Origin of the sequence: Aromatoleum evansii (assembly GCF_012910805.1) — a bacterium.
GTDB classification, from domain to species: Bacteria; Pseudomonadota; Gammaproteobacteria; order Burkholderiales; family Rhodocyclaceae; genus Aromatoleum; species Aromatoleum evansii.
Genome location: NZ_WTVK01000002.1, coordinates 144,874 through 158,394, shown reverse-complemented (window position 1 = coordinate 158,394; position 13,521 = coordinate 144,874). Strand labels below are relative to the sequence as shown.

Here is a 13,521-nt window from a genome sequence, read left to right as displayed (position 1 = left end):
GGTTGTCGTCCTCAGAGCCCTTGAATAAACCTACTGCGCGCACCGATTGCGGCGTTACTCACTCGCTCACTCCTCGCCTATCTGTTCGATATGTCTCGTCGTTCGCTCAATCGCGCCTTGCACTCGGCGCCGCTCGCTACGGTTTCTTCAAGGGCTCGAGCCGCGTTCCAGTTCCAGCCCTTCATGCACCAGCTGCAACTCCTCGATCGCGACCTGACTGGCGGTCGAGGAGAGGTCCGGCCCCTTGAACTTGGTCGGCAGCGCGTTCGTGATGCGCCAGCGCAGCAGTGGCTTGTCCGGATCCTCCGGGTGGAAGACGTCGATCGTTCCGCTCACGCGCAGCGCATAGTTCGATTGGCGCGTGCTCATGTCGAACCACTGCCACAGGTCCGCAAGCTCGGTGATGCCGCGCTTGAGGATGACCGGCGCGAAGGTCGTCGGCCCCGAAAGCTGCACCTCGCCCCAGTTGCGCCCGCCTTCCTTCAGCGCCTTGGGCGCCATCGTCGCCTCCAGCCCCGACACCTCGCTGAAGGCGCCGCGGCACAGCAGGTTGCCGCCCGCGCCGTCGTACAGCGCGACGCGGAAGCGGAAGGGGATGAACTCGCGTGGCGCGTCAGCCATCGACGGCCTCGATGCGGGTGTCCGTCACGGCGGCGTGGCGGTCGTGCAGGAAGGTCAGGCGCAGCCGGTCGATCGGGTAGGCCGGCGCGATCTCGATCTCGAACGCGATCGTCGACTCGGCCGACGGAATCGCGCGGATGCGGTAGGCGCTCTCGGGCCGCGCACCGCGCAGTGCCCCCGCCTCGTGCAGGCGTTCGAAGAAGGCGCGCAGCGCGAGCTCCGGGCGCGGATCGCGCGGATCGGTGTCGAACAGCAGCTGCTCGCCCAGCGCCTGCAGTCCGCGCCGCAGCCAGCCCATGAAGCGCATCACCTCCGCCGAACGCCAGTGCTCCTGCGCGCGCTGCGCGGCCGTCATGCGGCGCAGGTCCGCGGCCGGCAGGCAGGGGGCGCACAGCGCCTCGTCATCCACCTGCAGCTTGCCTGCGCGGGTGAGCAGCACCGTCACGCCGGGCGCCTCGCGCAGCGCGGTGGCCTGCTGCTGCGTCACCGGCGGCCACGGCAGCGCCGTGCCGGGCAGCGGGCGACCGGCGATCGAGCGCCATACGCCGTGGCGTTGCGACACGCGCGCCTGCATGCCGGCGACCAGCCCGCAGGGCGAGGCGAGCGGATTCTCCTCGCTGCGCAGGTAGGGCCACAGGAGCTGCAGGTGGCGCAGCTTCTCGGCGAGTTCGACATGCGGCGAGACGGCAGCGCCGCCGCCGGCTTCGCTGCCGATCTCGCCCGCGATGCGCGCAAGGTGCTCGAGGAAGTCGCGCGCCGGCGCGGGCAGCTCGTCCTTCGGGCGCTGGTCCAGCGGCAGCGTCAGCAGGCACTGGATGTCCGGGCGCAGGCGCGCCAGCGTGCGGATGATCGGCGGCACGATGTCGATCGGGTCGAGGGCTGTTTCCGCGCCGAGCAACTCCTCCGAACGGCGGCGCTCGCGATGGGTGTCGTCGATCTCGGTGCCGCAGGGCAGGAACACCGCTTCGGGGTTGCCGAGGCGCACGCGCGGGATGTCGGGCAGCGCGCGCGGCACCAGCAGGCGTTCGAGGTCGGGGAGCGCCAGGATGCCGGCGCGCTCGATCAGCAGGGCACGCTCGAAGGCGCCCAGCTCCGAGGGTTCGATCAGGCTCGCGTTCGGCTGCGGCAGGAAGGCGCGCACGCCCTCGGACTCGGGCACGCGGATGATCCACAGCGTGCGCGTGTCGCCGAAGCCGCGGTCCTCGCCGGCGAAGAAGTCCTGCACCGCCGCCGGCAGCCAGGCCGCGCGGCCGGCCAGCGCGCTGCGGTAGGCGCCGTCGGTGTCGAAGGCCTGCGGGAACAGCGCCTGGAAGTAGCCCAACGAGCGGATCGGGATCGGTAGCCGGTACAGCGCGAACAGCGCGCCGTCGCCGGGTTCGGCCTCGATCGCGCCATCGTCCAGCGCGCGCAGGCGCTCGACCTCGGCCGTGAAGCCCAGCGCCGCGATCTCCGCGAGCACCGCGAGGTCGCGCGCGAGCCGCTTCCATTCGGCGCTGCCGTCGAAGGACGGGCAATGGCCGATCATCACGACCTCGACCGGCGCGAGCCGCCGCGAAGCGGGGCGCGCGTCCAGTTCGATGCGCTTGTCGGCGAGCAGCACGGCCTTACTCCTGCTCGATCGTCTCGACGGAGAGCACCAGCTCTTCGATCGCGACGTCGCCGCCACCCTTCGCGGTGAGCGTCGGCCCGGTCCACTTGATCGGCATCGCGCCGCGCAGCTTCCAGCTCACGACGGTGTCGGCGCGGTCCTCGGACTGCAGCTTCACGACGATGTCGCGCTTGGCCTCCGAGATCTTGCCGGTGCGCCCCTTCTCCAGCCACTCGTAGAGGTTCTGCGCACCGATCACGCCGCGCTTGAGCGTGACGTCGCCCGCCTTGTGGATGCCCGGCACCTTGCGCACGTAGTTCACGCGGTCGTTGCCGGCGCGGTACTCGGCGACCGTGACTTCGGCGTTGAGCCCCGACACCTCGGAGAAGCCCGCCTGCACCTCGCTGCCCTGGCCGGGTTCGAGGTCGACCAGGAAGTTGAACGCGGAATACGGGGTTTCACGAAAAACGGCCATGACTGTCTCTCCTCAAGACTCAGGCGTCGGCCGTCTTCTGGCCGATGCGGAAGATCACGAACTCGGCAGGCTTGAGCGCCGCCACGCCCACCAGGCACACCATGCGACCGTTGTCGATGTCGTTCTGCGTCATCGTCGAGCGGTCGCAGCGCACGAAGTAGGCCTCCTTCGGCGTGCCGCCCAGCAGGCGCCCGTTGCGCCACTCGGAGAACAGGAAGTCCTCGACGCTCGAGCGGATGTTGGCCCACAGCGCCTCGCCGTTCGGCTCGAACACCGCCCACTGCGTCGATTTCTCGATCGAACGCTCGAGGTACAGGAAGTAGCGCCGCACGTTCACGTACTTCCACTCGGGGTCGCTCGAGAGCGTCCGCCCGCCCCATACGCGATGGCCGCGGCCGGCGAAGGAGCGCAGGCAGTTGATGCCGTTGGGGTTGAGCAGCTCCTGCTGGAAGGCGTTGATCTGCTGTTCGAAGCGCAGCGCCCCCATCACGATCTCGTTGGCCGGCGCCTTGTGCACGCCGCGATCGACATCGGTGCGCGCATACACGCCGGCGATGAAGCCCGCCGGCGGCACGGTGATGTCGCGCCGGGAGCCGGTCGGGTCGGGGATCACCACCCACGGGTGGTAGAGCGCGAGGCGCGAATCGTCGAAGTTGCCGGCGAAGGCCCGCACCTCGCTGATGCTCTGCCCCGAGCGCGCATCGACGACGCCGACGCGGTAACGCATGCGGCGGCAGTGCTTCTGCACCTCCATCACCACCGCCTTGTGCCGGTCCTCGTCGGAAGCTGCAGCGGCGGGCGTCATCACGATGGACACGTCCTCGACCATCTCCAGCGCCTTCAGGCCGGTGCTCCCCTTCACCTCGTCGGTCTCGCCGGCGTAGTCGATCGCTTCGGGCTCGCCGCCGTCGCTGCCGTTTGCGAGAGCGATGAGATAGCGCGGCTCGTCGAGCGAACTCGCGCCGGGGTTCAGTGCGCCCGCGTCGCAAATCGAGATCAGCGCGGTCTGGATCGCATCGCCCGTCACGCCGTCGCCGAGCACGCAGGCGACCGGTGAGCTCAGCGCCTCGGCGCGGCGATCAGGATTGGCCGGCAGCAGCGCGGCGAGGCTGCTCGGGCCGTCCGGCGCGGTCGTGAGGCCGGCATAGGTGCGGATCACCTCGCCGTCCTTCCCGCCGTTGCGCACGTCGAGGTCGAAGCTGCGCAGCACGATCATCGCCTTCGCCGCGCCCGGCGCCGCGGCGAGCGCCGCGAGGGGTAGCGTGATCGGATTCGCGACGCCCGGATTGAGCGTCGTGTTGCCGGTGACCGTGAAGGTCTCGCCCGCTGCGTCCAGCGTGCCGCGCAGCACCTTGAGGTCGCCCCAATCGAGGCCCCCGGTGAAGGCGGCGATGTTCGTCACGTCGGCGAGCTGCAGTTCGGCGGAGGTGCCTGCGGCGAGCGGGCCGGACGCCGGCGCGCGGGCGAAGATGCGGGTGAGCCTGGCGTCGGCGGGCAGGTTTGCGGCGACCAGCGCGGTGAGTTCTGCGGCGGGGACCGCTGCCGGATTGTCCGGATCGGCCATCGACACGATCTCGGCGCGGTTGCTCTGGATCGCGAGGTTCGCGCCGTCGAGCTTCACCACCGCACGGACATCGACCGGGAAGTCCCCGTCGGCGATCGCGCCGGTGGCCTTCGCGGCGAGCGCCACGCCGGTCGCCTCGAGGAAGTACAGGTGGTCCGCGCTGGCCGTCTTGGGCGTCTCGCTGCGCAGCAGGTTCTCGCTGTCGCGCCAGCGCAGCTCCAGTGTGTATTCGCCCATCTTGCCGGGGAAGCGGCTGAAGAACTTCACCGTGTTGCCTGCGTCGCCCTTGACCGCCGCGTTGGGCCACACCCCGTCCGCGTCGGCGGCGAGCGCGTTGATGCCCTTCACGACGCGCGCGACGAAGAGCTGCTTGCCGCCGTTGTCGAAGAAGGCGCGCGCCGCGTGCGCCGTATGGTTGAGCACCGTCGCCCCGCCCGCGCCGATCGCCAGGTCCTGCGCGTCGCCGAAGATGCGCTCGAAGTCGGCGTAGCTCGTCAGCACCTCGGGCACGCCGCGCAGCGGGCCGGTGCGGGTCGGGCCCACCAGCGCAGCGACGCTGGTCCCGACGCCCTCGATCGACTTGTTGCGGAAACTCGTCTCCTCGACGAAGACGCCTGGGGCAAGGTACTCGGGCATGTCGCTTCTCCTTCGGTGCCTATGGGGCTCTTGAAAGCAGCGGTTCAGGAAAACTGCAGGACGAGGGCATCCCGTCCGGGGCTCGCCAGGGTGGCGATGCGCCCCGGCGCAATGTCCACCGTGATCTGGGTCTTGAATGCGGCATTGCCGCTGCCCGTGCCGCGCACGCGCGCCGCGGGCAGGGCGTCCGGGTCGGTGCCGCTCGCGGCGGCGCGCACCGTGAGCACCCCGGGGTAGGTCGTCGCCGGGGCATCCTTGGTGAGTGCCGGCAGCCGTTCCAGCGACAGCCGGAATTCGCCGTGGGCATCGCTCTGGGCGACGAAATCGAAGGGCGTCGCGAGTGGCGGCGTCACCCGCAGCGCCAGCAGCGCCCAGGGCACGGGCGAGCCGTCCTCGAGCGTCGTGCGGCCGGTCAGCCCGCCGGCGCGGCCGAAGCGCGTGCCCAACGGCGAACGGAACAGGCGCAGCGCGTGTTCCGCGCGGCGGCCGGCGGAAAGCGCGAAGCGGCGCGGCAGGAAGTGCCCGGCCGGATCGAGCACCTCGCCCGCCACGGCATACAAGGGCTCATCGGCCTCCATTGGCACCGCGAGGTCAGCGGGGCTCGCGGCGCCGTCGATCACGCGCCGCAGTTCGGCCGGAACCTTGCGCCACAGGATCGTGCCCGCGGTCTTGTGGACCAGTTCGAGATCTGACGGCGGATTGTCGAGCCGGATCCGCAGGTTCTGCGCCGGCACGGGCCGCCTCGCTCCCCCCTGCACGCCGCTCGCGTCCACCCACGCGATGAAGTCGCTGGCATGCAGGACGAGGGTCTCGACGATCACTGCGCGCCTCCGCTGCGCTCGTCCATCGGGAACACCAGGGTCCTGACCGCCGGCCCTTCGTCACGGTCGATGTCCGGGGCGAGGCGCACCGTCTTGATCAGGTAGGGCGCCGACAGGCGGTAGTCGCCCGGCAGGCTGTCCCACAGGCGCATCAGGTCCTCGGTGCTCATCTCCTCCGGCAGCACCTGCACCACGTCCTCGCGGCCCCAGTCCGGATCGGCGAGGCTCATGTCCGCGCTCTCGAGCATGAAGCCGCCGCCGAGGATCTGGATCGCCGCGGCGAGGTATTCGATTTCCTGGTCGGTGTGCGTGCACCACGCGATCAGCAGCAGGTGCAGGTTGACCGGCAGCTCGGGGCGCGGCTGGGTGCGCCCGGGCAGCGGTGACAGATGGCGATTACGGCTGAAAGGGTCGACCGAGACGCGGTGAAGGTAGATGCCGAGCGTGTCGGTGTTGGCCTGCGGCTTGCCGGCGAGCGTCTGCGAACCAAGGATCTCGACCTGGGGATTGCCGCCCAGCCGCGCCGCCATGCGGATCGCAAGGCGCTCGCGCAATGCCTGCAGGACCGACAGAATGCCGAGATGCGACGCCACCGTATCCTCCCCCTCTGAAGCGTGAGCTTGCGAGACAGCGTTGCGACGGACCGTTCGTGGACCCTATGAAATCTGGGTCTTCTTGCGAACGGGTTATCAAAATGTCACAGCGTCACGAGCGGGCGCAAACCGGAGATGCAACAAGAAATTGCAGCTAACCGTTGCGTATGGAGGGATATACCGTACGTGCAGTAGGGGTTTGTTACGGGCGTTGCGGTAGGGGTGACGAGGCCAGCACTCATGCGCGAAGGGCGCGGAAATCGTCGCTTTCCTCCGTCCGTGCCTTCCGCGACGCGTCGGTCCGGCGCGCCTGTGGGAGCGGCTTCAGCCGCGAATCAACCGTGCGGGGCTCTCCTGCCGCCGATTCGCGGCTGAAGCCGCTCCCACGGGAAAGCCCGCGCGCCGACTATCCCTGTTACCAGATTCCCAGGTCGGCGAGCTGCCGGCTCGCGGCCTCGGACCAGCCGCGGTTCGCCGCCGGGCTTGCGGGGCTGGGGTGCAGCACGCGCCCGATGCGCGGCCCGCGTCCGTCCAGGGCCGCGGCCGCGCGCGCTTCCGCCCAGGCGCCGACGCCGATCACCCAGTCCGGCGCGAGCGCGTCGATCATGCGGCGCAAGTGCTCGTCGCAGGCCGCCAGCAGCGGTTGCGATTCGGCTGCCGGCAGCTTGTCCGGCGTCACGTTGCGCCCGCCGTCGAAAAAGGCCAGCGGGCAATAGTTGGCGACGAAATGCTCGGCGAAGAAGGCCTCGGCAGTGCCGAAGCGCTCGCGGAACAGGCCCCACAGGCGCCGTCCGCTCACTTCCGAGCGCGCGCAGTCGAAACCTTCGACCGGCCGCTTGGGATTCTCCACCGCCGGCTTGCCGACCGGCCCCGCGAGGCCCAGCCAGTCGCGCACCGTGTCGATCTCGCCGAAGGGCACGCCGGTCTGCGCCATGCCGAAGGGGCCCGGGTTCATGCCGAGGAAGACGATGCGTTTCCTGCCCGCCGCATAACGGCGCAGGTAGTCCTCGTGGATCGCCCACGCATAGTCGAGCGGGTTGTACACGTGGCTCACCGGCGCGGCGAAGCGCATCGCATCCAGGGTGCCCGACAGCGCGCGCGCCGCGGCGATCAGGGAATCGGCAGTAGTCGTGGTCATCATTGCGGAGTGAAGGTTCAGGCGCGTCCGGGCGCCGCCGCGATCGCCTTGGCCTCGCCGTTCCACGGCGCGACGCGGATCAGCAGCAGCATCCCCGGAATCGCGAGGAAGAAGCACAGCCAGAAGAACTCGTACCAGCCCATGCGCTCGACCAGCCAGCCGGCCGAGGCGTTGATGAAGGTGCGCGGCACCGCCATCAGGCTCGTGAACAGCGCGAGCTGGGTCGCCGTGTACGCGGGGTGCGTCGTGCGCGCCATGTAGGCGACGAAGGCCGTCGTGCCCAGGCCCACGCCGGCGGCCTCGGCCGAGATCACGATCGCCAGCGCCGTGAGGCGCGTCGCGTCGGAGGGCGCCGGCCCGATCCACGCGAGCCACACGAAGCCCAGGATGCTCACCACCTGCACGACGCCGAACAGCCACAGCGCGCGGTTGATGCCCAGTTTCAGCATCCAGATGCCGCCGAGGATGCCGCCGATCACCGAGGGCCACAGGCCCGCGTTCTTCGCGATCAGGCCGATCTCGGTCTTGGTGAAGCCCATGTCGAGGTAGAAGGGCGTCGCCAGCGCGGTGCACAGCGAATCGCCGAGCTTGTAGAAGAAGATGAAGCTCAGCACCAGCAGCGCCGAGTGCAGGCCGTGGCGGCCGAAGAATTCGCGGAAGGGTTCGACCACCGCGTCGCGCAGCGTGCGCGGCGCCCCGGCCGCGATTGCGGGCTCCTTCGCCAGCAGCGTCATCGCCACCCCCGGCAGCATGAACAGCGCCGTGATCGCGAACACCTCGCTCCACGGCAGGCGGTCGGCGAGGATCAGCGACAGCGAGCCCGGCACCAGGCCCGCGACGCGGTACGCATTGACGTGGATCGCGTTGCCCAGCCCCAGCTCCAGTTCGGGCAGGATCTCGCGCCGGAAGGCATCCAGCACGATGTCCTGCGTCGCCGACAGGAAGGCCAGCGCCGCCGTCAGCGCGACCACCAGCGTCAGGTTCTCGGTCGGCGACAGCTGCCCGAGCCACGCAATGGCACCGACCAGCCCCAGCTGCGACACCAGCATCCAGCTGCGCCGCCGTCCCAGCCACGGCAGGATGCCGAAGCGGTCCAGCAGCGGCGCCCACACGAACTTCCAGGTGTAGGGGAACTGGATCAGCGCGAAGGCCCCGATCGCCTTCAGCGACAGCCCCTCCGTCTTCAGCCAGGCCGGCACCAGGTTCAGCAGCAGGTACAGCGGCAGGCCCGAGGAGAAGCCGGTGAAGATGCAGATCAGCATCCGGCGGTTGAGCAGGGCATCCATCCAGGCAGGACGGGACGATCTCGGGCCGGCGGGGGGCGGAGCGGAGGAAATGGGCGACACGGGAGGCTTTCGGCGAGGGATCGGCGCATTATCCCAGATTGCCGCAACGCGCGCCGGGGCCGCAGCAGCGGCTTACATTCCGGCCCCGCGGGGCCGCGTGCCGGCGCGGGCTTGCCTGCCTGCCCGACTCGCCCGAGAATGCACGTTCAACGCATAAACACCAAAAAGGAGAGGAGAGAGGGATGACGCAACATATCACCGTGGTTTTCGGCACCGAGCGCGAATACGAGACGATCGTGTCCGACGCGGACGCCGCCGGTCTCGCGAAGGACCAGGCGCGCACCTGGCTGTCGGGCGAGTTCGAGCGGCTCGAATGCACGCCGTCGAACCCGATGGGCAAGATCCTCGTGCTCGACATGATCCTCAACGTCGCCAAATACGGCGGCGAGGAGCGCTTCAAGCAGGGCGGAGACTGGGCGAAGCAGTTCGCCGTCGCCACCGCCGTCGCGCTGGGCCGTCCGACCGTACGGGTCGACGTCCCGAACTTCGTCGTCGGCTGAAAAGCACCCCGGCCCTGGCCGGGGCCCGCATTGTGGGAGCGGCTTCAGCCGCGAATGGGCGCCGCCGCACCCTGCACGGCCAATTCGCGGCTGAAGCCGCTCCCACAGAAAAACTCCGAAGCTGTTCCCACAAACAAACCCCGGGGCCGCTCCTGCAGGGGAAAGCTGCGCCCTCAGCCCGCGCGGCCGAGCCGGTACACCGCGACGCTGGCGAGGAAGTTCGGCTCGTCCAGAATCAGCTTGCCCTCGTCGAAGGCCAGCCGCTCGCGCACCGCGATGCCGTTCATCTCGCACAGCGCGTCGAAATCCGAGATCGTGAAGAAGCGCACGTTGGGCGTGTTGAACCACTGGTGCGGCAGGCTCTCCGACACCGGCATGCGGCCGTTGAGGATGCTCTGGCGATGACGCCAGTAGCCGAAGTTCGGGAAGCTCACCACCGCCTCGCGCGCCACGCGCAGCATCTCCACGAGGATGCCCTGCGTGTTGTGCATCGCCTGCAGCGACAGGCTCATGATCACGTGGTCGAAGAAGCCGTCCTCGATCCCGGCGAGCCCCTTCTCCATGTCCATCTGGATCACGTTGACGCCGTTCCTCGTGCATGCGAGCAGCTTGTCCGGGTCATTCTCGACGCCGTAACCCTGCACCTGGCGCACCTCCGCGAGATGCTTGAGCAGGCTGCCGTCCCCGCAGCCGAGGTCGAGCACCTTCTCCCCCGGCGCGATCCACTGGGTGATGACTTCGTAGTCGTAACGGTAGGACATGGCTAAACCTTGATGCGGTCGAAGTAGGCAGTGAGCAGCGCGTGGTACTGCGCTTCGTCGAGCAGGAAGGAATCGTGCCCGGCGTCGCTCTCGATCTCCGCGTAGCTCACGTTGCGCTGGTTGTGCAGCAGCGCATAGACGATTTCGCGGCTGCGCGCGGGCGAGAAGCGCCAGTCGGTGCTGAAGGACACGACCAGGAAATCCGCCGTCGCGCGCGCCAGCGCCGCCGGCAGGTTGCCGCCGTGCTCGAAGGCCGGATCGAAATAGTCCAGCGCCTTGGTCGCCAGCAGGTAGGTGTTGGCGTCGAAGAAGCCCGCGAACTTGTCGCCCTGGTAGCGCAGGTAGGACTCGATCTCGAACTCCACGTCGTAGCTGTAGATCGCCTTGCCGTGGCGCAGGCTGCGGCCGAACTTGTCGCCCATCGCGTCATCGGAAAGATAGGTGATGTGGCCGACCATGCGCGCGAGCTTGAGGCCGCGCGTCGGCACCACGCCATGCGCGTAGTAGTGGCCGCCGTGGAACTCCGGGTCGGACAGGATCGCCTGGCGCGCGACCTCGTTGAACGCGATGTTCTGCGCCGTGAGCTTGGGCGCCGACGCGATCACCACGGCGTTCGCGACGCGTTCCGGGTATTGCAGCGTCCACGACAGCGCCTGCATGCCGCCCAGGCTGCCGCCGACGATCGCCGCGAAGCGCGTGATGCCGAGCCGGTCGGCGAGCCGTGCCTGCGCCTCGACCCAGTCCTCCACCGTCACGAAGGGGAAATCTGCGCCCCAGGGCTCGCCGGTGGCCGGGTTGATCGACATCGGCCCGGTCGAGCCGTGGCAGCCGCCGAGGTTGTTCACCCCGATGACGAAGAACTTGCGCGTGTCGAGCGGTTTGCCGGGGCCGACGAGGTTGTCCCACCAGCCGATGTTCTTAGGCGCGTCGGCATAGTGGCCGGCGACATGGTGCGAGCCGGACAGCGCGTGACACACGAGCACCGCGTTGCTGCGGTCCGCGTTCAGTTCGCCATAGGTCTCGTAGACCAGCTCGTATTCGGGCAGCGTGCCCCCGCTGCGCAGCGGCAGCGGGTCGGTGAACCGCGCCCGCTGCGGGACGACGACTCCGACGGATTGGGGTTGGATCATGGTCGTGTTCTTGTAAACGAAAAAACCCAGCCGGCTGCGAAACGCGGACTGGGTCGTCCTCGCTTTAGCCGGATTTATTGAGCGCCCGCAAGCTGTGGTTCAAATCGGCGCTAAGGCACAAAAATTAGCGTGCGCGGGATCAATTGTCAAACGCCCGCGTCCTGTGGGAGCGGCGTCCTGTGGGAGTTTCCTGTGGGAGCGGCTTCAGCCGCGAATGGGCGGATCACTCCGCAATACCGCTGCTTCGCGGCTGAAGCCGCTCCCACACGAAGCCGCTCCCACACGAAGCCGCTCCCACACGAAGCCGCTCCCACACGAAGCCGCTCCCACGGCCACGCCTCACCCCGCCAACCGCATCACCGCATCCCGCACCTTCGCCTGCTCGTCCATCTTGAGGATGCGCTGCACGCGCGGCGCCAGCTCATTGAGGTCGGCGCGCAGCACCTGCTGCTTGATCTCGAGGATGTGGCCGGGGTGCATCGAGAAGTTGCGCAGTCCCATGCCCAAGAGCAGCAGCGTGTAGGCCGGGTCGCCCGCCATCTCGCCGCACACCGACACCGGCAGGCCGAAGCGCGCGCCCGCCTGGATCGTGCCGGCGATCAGCTTCAGCACCGCCGGGTGCAGCGGGTCGTACAGATGCACGACCGCCTCGTCGGAGCGGTCGATCGCCAGCGTGTACTGGATCAGGTCGTTGGTGCCGATCGACAGGAAGGACAGGCGGCGGATGAACATCCCCAGCGCCAGAGCCGCCGCCGGCACCTCGATCATCCCGCCGATCTCGACGCGTGGATCGTACTTCAGCCCCTCCGCGTCGAGCTCCGCCTTGGCCTTCGCGATCAGCTGCAGCGACTGGTCGATCTCGTGCGCGTGCGCGAGCATCGGGATCATGATGCGCAGCTTGCCATGCACCGAGGCGCGCAGCAGCGCGCGCAGCTGCGTCAGGAACATTTGCGGTTCGGCCAGGGAGTAGCGGATCGCGCGCAGCCCCAAGGCCGGATTCGGCTCGAAGCGCGCACTGACGCCGTTCAGCGCCTTGTCGGCGCCAACGTCGAAGGTGCGGATCGTCACCGGCTTGCCCGCCAGCGACTTCAGCACCGTGCGATACGCCTCGTACTGCTCGTCCTCGTCGGGCAGCGAGTCGCGGCCGATGAACAGGAACTCGGTGCGGTACAGGCCCACGCCGTCGGCATTGACCGCCTTGACCTGGTTGAGGTCCTTGGGCCCCTCGATGTTCGCCAGCATCTTGACGTCCTCGCCGTCGAGGGTGGTCGCGGGCGTGTCCTTGAGGCGGTTGAGCTTCGAGCGTTCCAGCTCCAGCTCGCTGCGGCGCAGGCGGTATTCCTCGACGATGCGCTCGTCGGGCGCAACGATCACGACCCCGCGCGTGCCGTCGATGATCAGCAGCTCGTCCTCCTCGACGAGCTGGCGGATGTGGTGCAGGCCCACGACCGCCGGGATGCGCAGGCTGCGCGCGACGATCGCCGTGTGGCTGGTCGGGCCGCCGACGTCGGTGACGAAGCCGCCGATGTTGTGATCGCGGAAACCGATGGTGTCGGCCGGCGAGAGGTCGTGCGCGACGATGATCGTGCCCAGCCCGTCGCGACGCTTCGGCGGCAGGTGTCCGGGGTGGCCCAGCAGCACCTTCACGATGCGCTCGATCACCTGCACGACGTCGGCCTTGCGCTCGCGCAGGTAGGGGTCCTCGATCTGCTCGAACTGCTCGACCACCATCTCCATCTGCTGCACCAGCGCCCATTCGGCGTTGCAGCGACGTTCGGCGATCAGCGTGCGGGCGCCGTCGATCAGCATCGGGTCGCCCAGCATCATCAGCTGCAGGTCGACGAAGGCGCCGACCTCGCTGTGCGGCTGGCCGGCCGTGGCTGCAGCCTTCAGCCCCACCAGCTCGCCCTGCACGGTCGCCACCGCCTCGTTCAGGCGCTCCACCTCCTCGGGCAGGTACTTCGCCGCGACGTGGTAGTGGTTCACCTCCAGCATCGCGTGCGACACCAGATGCACGTGGCCGATCGCGATGCCCTGCGAGACGGGGAGCCCGTGGATGGTGAAGGGCATCGGCTTATTCCCCTTCGCCGAAGCGGTCCGCGATCAGGCCGAGGATCGCCTCCAGCGCCTTGTCCTCGTCCTGGCCCGCCGTCTCGACCGCGATCGTCGCGCCGCGCGCGGCGGCGAGCATCATGACGCCCATGATGCTCTTGGCGTTCACGCGACGCCCGTTGCGCTCGAGCCAGATGTCGGCCCCGAAGCTGCTTGCGAGCTGCGTCAGTTTTGCCGACGCACGTGCATGCAGGCCCAGCTTGTTGATGATTTCGACTTCCGCTCTCGGCATGTCC

General features: G+C 68.8%; 13 protein-coding genes. 1 reads left to right on the top strand and 12 read right to left on the bottom strand.

Annotated elements, in window-relative coordinates; translation table 11 throughout:
- Window positions 1–147: 147 nt before the first annotated feature.
- The 8 genes from GO615_RS01815 to GO615_RS01780 all read right to left on the bottom strand — a co-directional run bounded on the left by GO615_RS01815 (window position 148) and on the right by GO615_RS01780 (window position 8,722).
- Window positions 148–621 (bottom strand): phage tail protein, encoded by a 474-nt coding sequence (locus tag GO615_RS01815; RefSeq protein WP_169125332.1) that lies wholly within the window; start codon window positions 619–621, stop codon window positions 148–150.
- Window positions 614–2,221: a hypothetical protein gene (locus GO615_RS01810; RefSeq protein WP_169125331.1), complete on the bottom strand. Its 1,608-nt coding sequence runs from the start codon at window positions 2,219–2,221 to the stop codon at window positions 614–616. Before GO615_RS01810 ends, GO615_RS01815 begins: the two co-directional genes overlap by 8 nt.
- A gap of 4 nt (window positions 2,222–2,225) precedes the next feature.
- On the bottom strand, window positions 2,226–2,684 hold the full coding sequence (locus GO615_RS01805; protein WP_018988766.1) for a phage tail protein: 459 nt from the start codon (window positions 2,682–2,684) through the stop codon (window positions 2,226–2,228).
- Between the two features lie 19 nt (window positions 2,685–2,703).
- The gene (locus GO615_RS01800) at window positions 2,704–4,884 is read right to left on the bottom strand and encodes a phage tail sheath family protein (protein WP_169125330.1); all 2,181 of its coding nucleotides are present in this window, start codon (window positions 4,882–4,884) and stop codon (window positions 2,704–2,706) included.
- A 44-nt stretch (window positions 4,885–4,928) separates the two neighbouring features.
- A complete protein-coding gene (locus GO615_RS01795) occupies window positions 4,929–5,705 on the bottom strand; it encodes a hypothetical protein (protein ID WP_169125329.1) in 777 nt (258 codons plus the stop codon).
- A complete protein-coding gene (locus GO615_RS01790; protein WP_169125328.1) occupies window positions 5,702–6,298 on the bottom strand; it encodes a Pvc16 family protein in 597 nt (198 codons plus the stop codon). Before GO615_RS01790 ends, GO615_RS01795 begins: the two co-directional genes overlap by 4 nt.
- A 415-nt stretch (window positions 6,299–6,713) precedes the next feature.
- Complete coding sequence (locus GO615_RS01785) at window positions 6,714–7,436, bottom strand: uracil-DNA glycosylase family protein (RefSeq protein WP_169125327.1); 723 nt, start codon at window positions 7,434–7,436, stop codon at window positions 6,714–6,716.
- Window positions 7,437–7,453: 17 nt separating this feature from the next.
- Window positions 7,454–8,722 (bottom strand): AmpG family muropeptide MFS transporter, encoded by a 1,269-nt coding sequence (locus GO615_RS01780; RefSeq protein ID WP_169125326.1) that lies wholly within the window; start codon window positions 8,720–8,722, stop codon window positions 7,454–7,456.
- Window positions 8,723–8,964: 242 nt separating this feature from the next.
- Between GO615_RS01780 and GO615_RS01775 the strand changes: the two genes are divergently transcribed.
- Window positions 8,965–9,282, top strand: coding sequence for a hypothetical protein (locus GO615_RS01775; RefSeq protein ID WP_169125325.1), 318 nt, complete (start codon window positions 8,965–8,967; stop codon window positions 9,280–9,282).
- A 173-nt stretch (window positions 9,283–9,455) separates the two neighbouring features.
- Here the strand turns inward: GO615_RS01775 and metW are convergent, their stop codons facing one another.
- The 4 genes from metW to GO615_RS01755 form a co-directional block, all read right to left on the bottom strand.
- Complete coding sequence (metW, locus tag GO615_RS01770; RefSeq protein WP_169125324.1) at window positions 9,456–10,043, bottom strand: methionine biosynthesis protein MetW; 588 nt, start codon at window positions 10,041–10,043, stop codon at window positions 9,456–9,458.
- Between the two features lie 2 nt (window positions 10,044–10,045).
- Window positions 10,046–11,173, bottom strand: coding sequence for a homoserine O-succinyltransferase MetX (gene metX, locus GO615_RS01765; RefSeq protein ID WP_169125323.1), 1,128 nt, complete (start codon window positions 11,171–11,173; stop codon window positions 10,046–10,048).
- 339 nt (window positions 11,174–11,512) lie between these two features.
- Complete coding sequence (gene ptsP / locus GO615_RS01760) at window positions 11,513–13,243, bottom strand: phosphoenolpyruvate--protein phosphotransferase (protein WP_169125322.1); 1,731 nt, start codon at window positions 13,241–13,243, stop codon at window positions 11,513–11,515.
- Between the two features lie 4 nt (window positions 13,244–13,247).
- The gene (locus GO615_RS01755) at window positions 13,248–13,517 is read right to left on the bottom strand and encodes an HPr family phosphocarrier protein (RefSeq protein ID WP_169125321.1); all 270 of its coding nucleotides are present in this window, start codon (window positions 13,515–13,517) and stop codon (window positions 13,248–13,250) included.
- Window positions 13,518–13,521 lie beyond the last annotated feature (4 nt).

Excerpts from the sequence above, each read along its gene's own strand:
- GO615_RS01815 (WP_169125332.1), bottom strand. The coding sequence starts at position 621 with ATGGCTGACGCGCCACGCGAGTTCATCCCCTTCCGCTTCCGCGTCGCG.
- GO615_RS01805 (WP_018988766.1), bottom strand. The coding sequence starts at position 2,684 with ATGGCCGTTTTTCGTGAAACCCCGTATTCCGCGTTCAACTTCCTGGTC.
- GO615_RS01800 (WP_169125330.1), bottom strand. The coding sequence starts at position 4,884 with ATGCCCGAGTACCTTGCCCCAGGCGTCTTCGTCGAGGAGACGAGTTTC.
- GO615_RS01785 (WP_169125327.1), bottom strand. The coding sequence starts at position 7,436 with ATGACCACGACTACTGCCGATTCCCTGATCGCCGCGGCGCGCGCGCTG.
- GO615_RS01780 (WP_169125326.1), bottom strand. The coding sequence starts at position 8,722 with ATGGATGCCCTGCTCAACCGCCGGATGCTGATCTGCATCTTCACCGGC.
- GO615_RS01775 (WP_169125325.1), top strand. The coding sequence starts at position 8,965 with ATGACGCAACATATCACCGTGGTTTTCGGCACCGAGCGCGAATACGAG.
- metW (WP_169125324.1), bottom strand. The coding sequence starts at position 10,043 with ATGTCCTACCGTTACGACTACGAAGTCATCACCCAGTGGATCGCGCCG.
- metX (WP_169125323.1), bottom strand. The coding sequence starts at position 11,173 with ATGATCCAACCCCAATCCGTCGGAGTCGTCGTCCCGCAGCGGGCGCGG.
- ptsP (WP_169125322.1), bottom strand. The coding sequence starts at position 13,243 with ATGCCCTTCACCATCCACGGGCTCCCCGTCTCGCAGGGCATCGCGATC.
- GO615_RS01755 (WP_169125321.1), bottom strand. The coding sequence starts at position 13,517 with ATGCCGAGAGCGGAAGTCGAAATCATCAACAAGCTGGGCCTGCATGCA.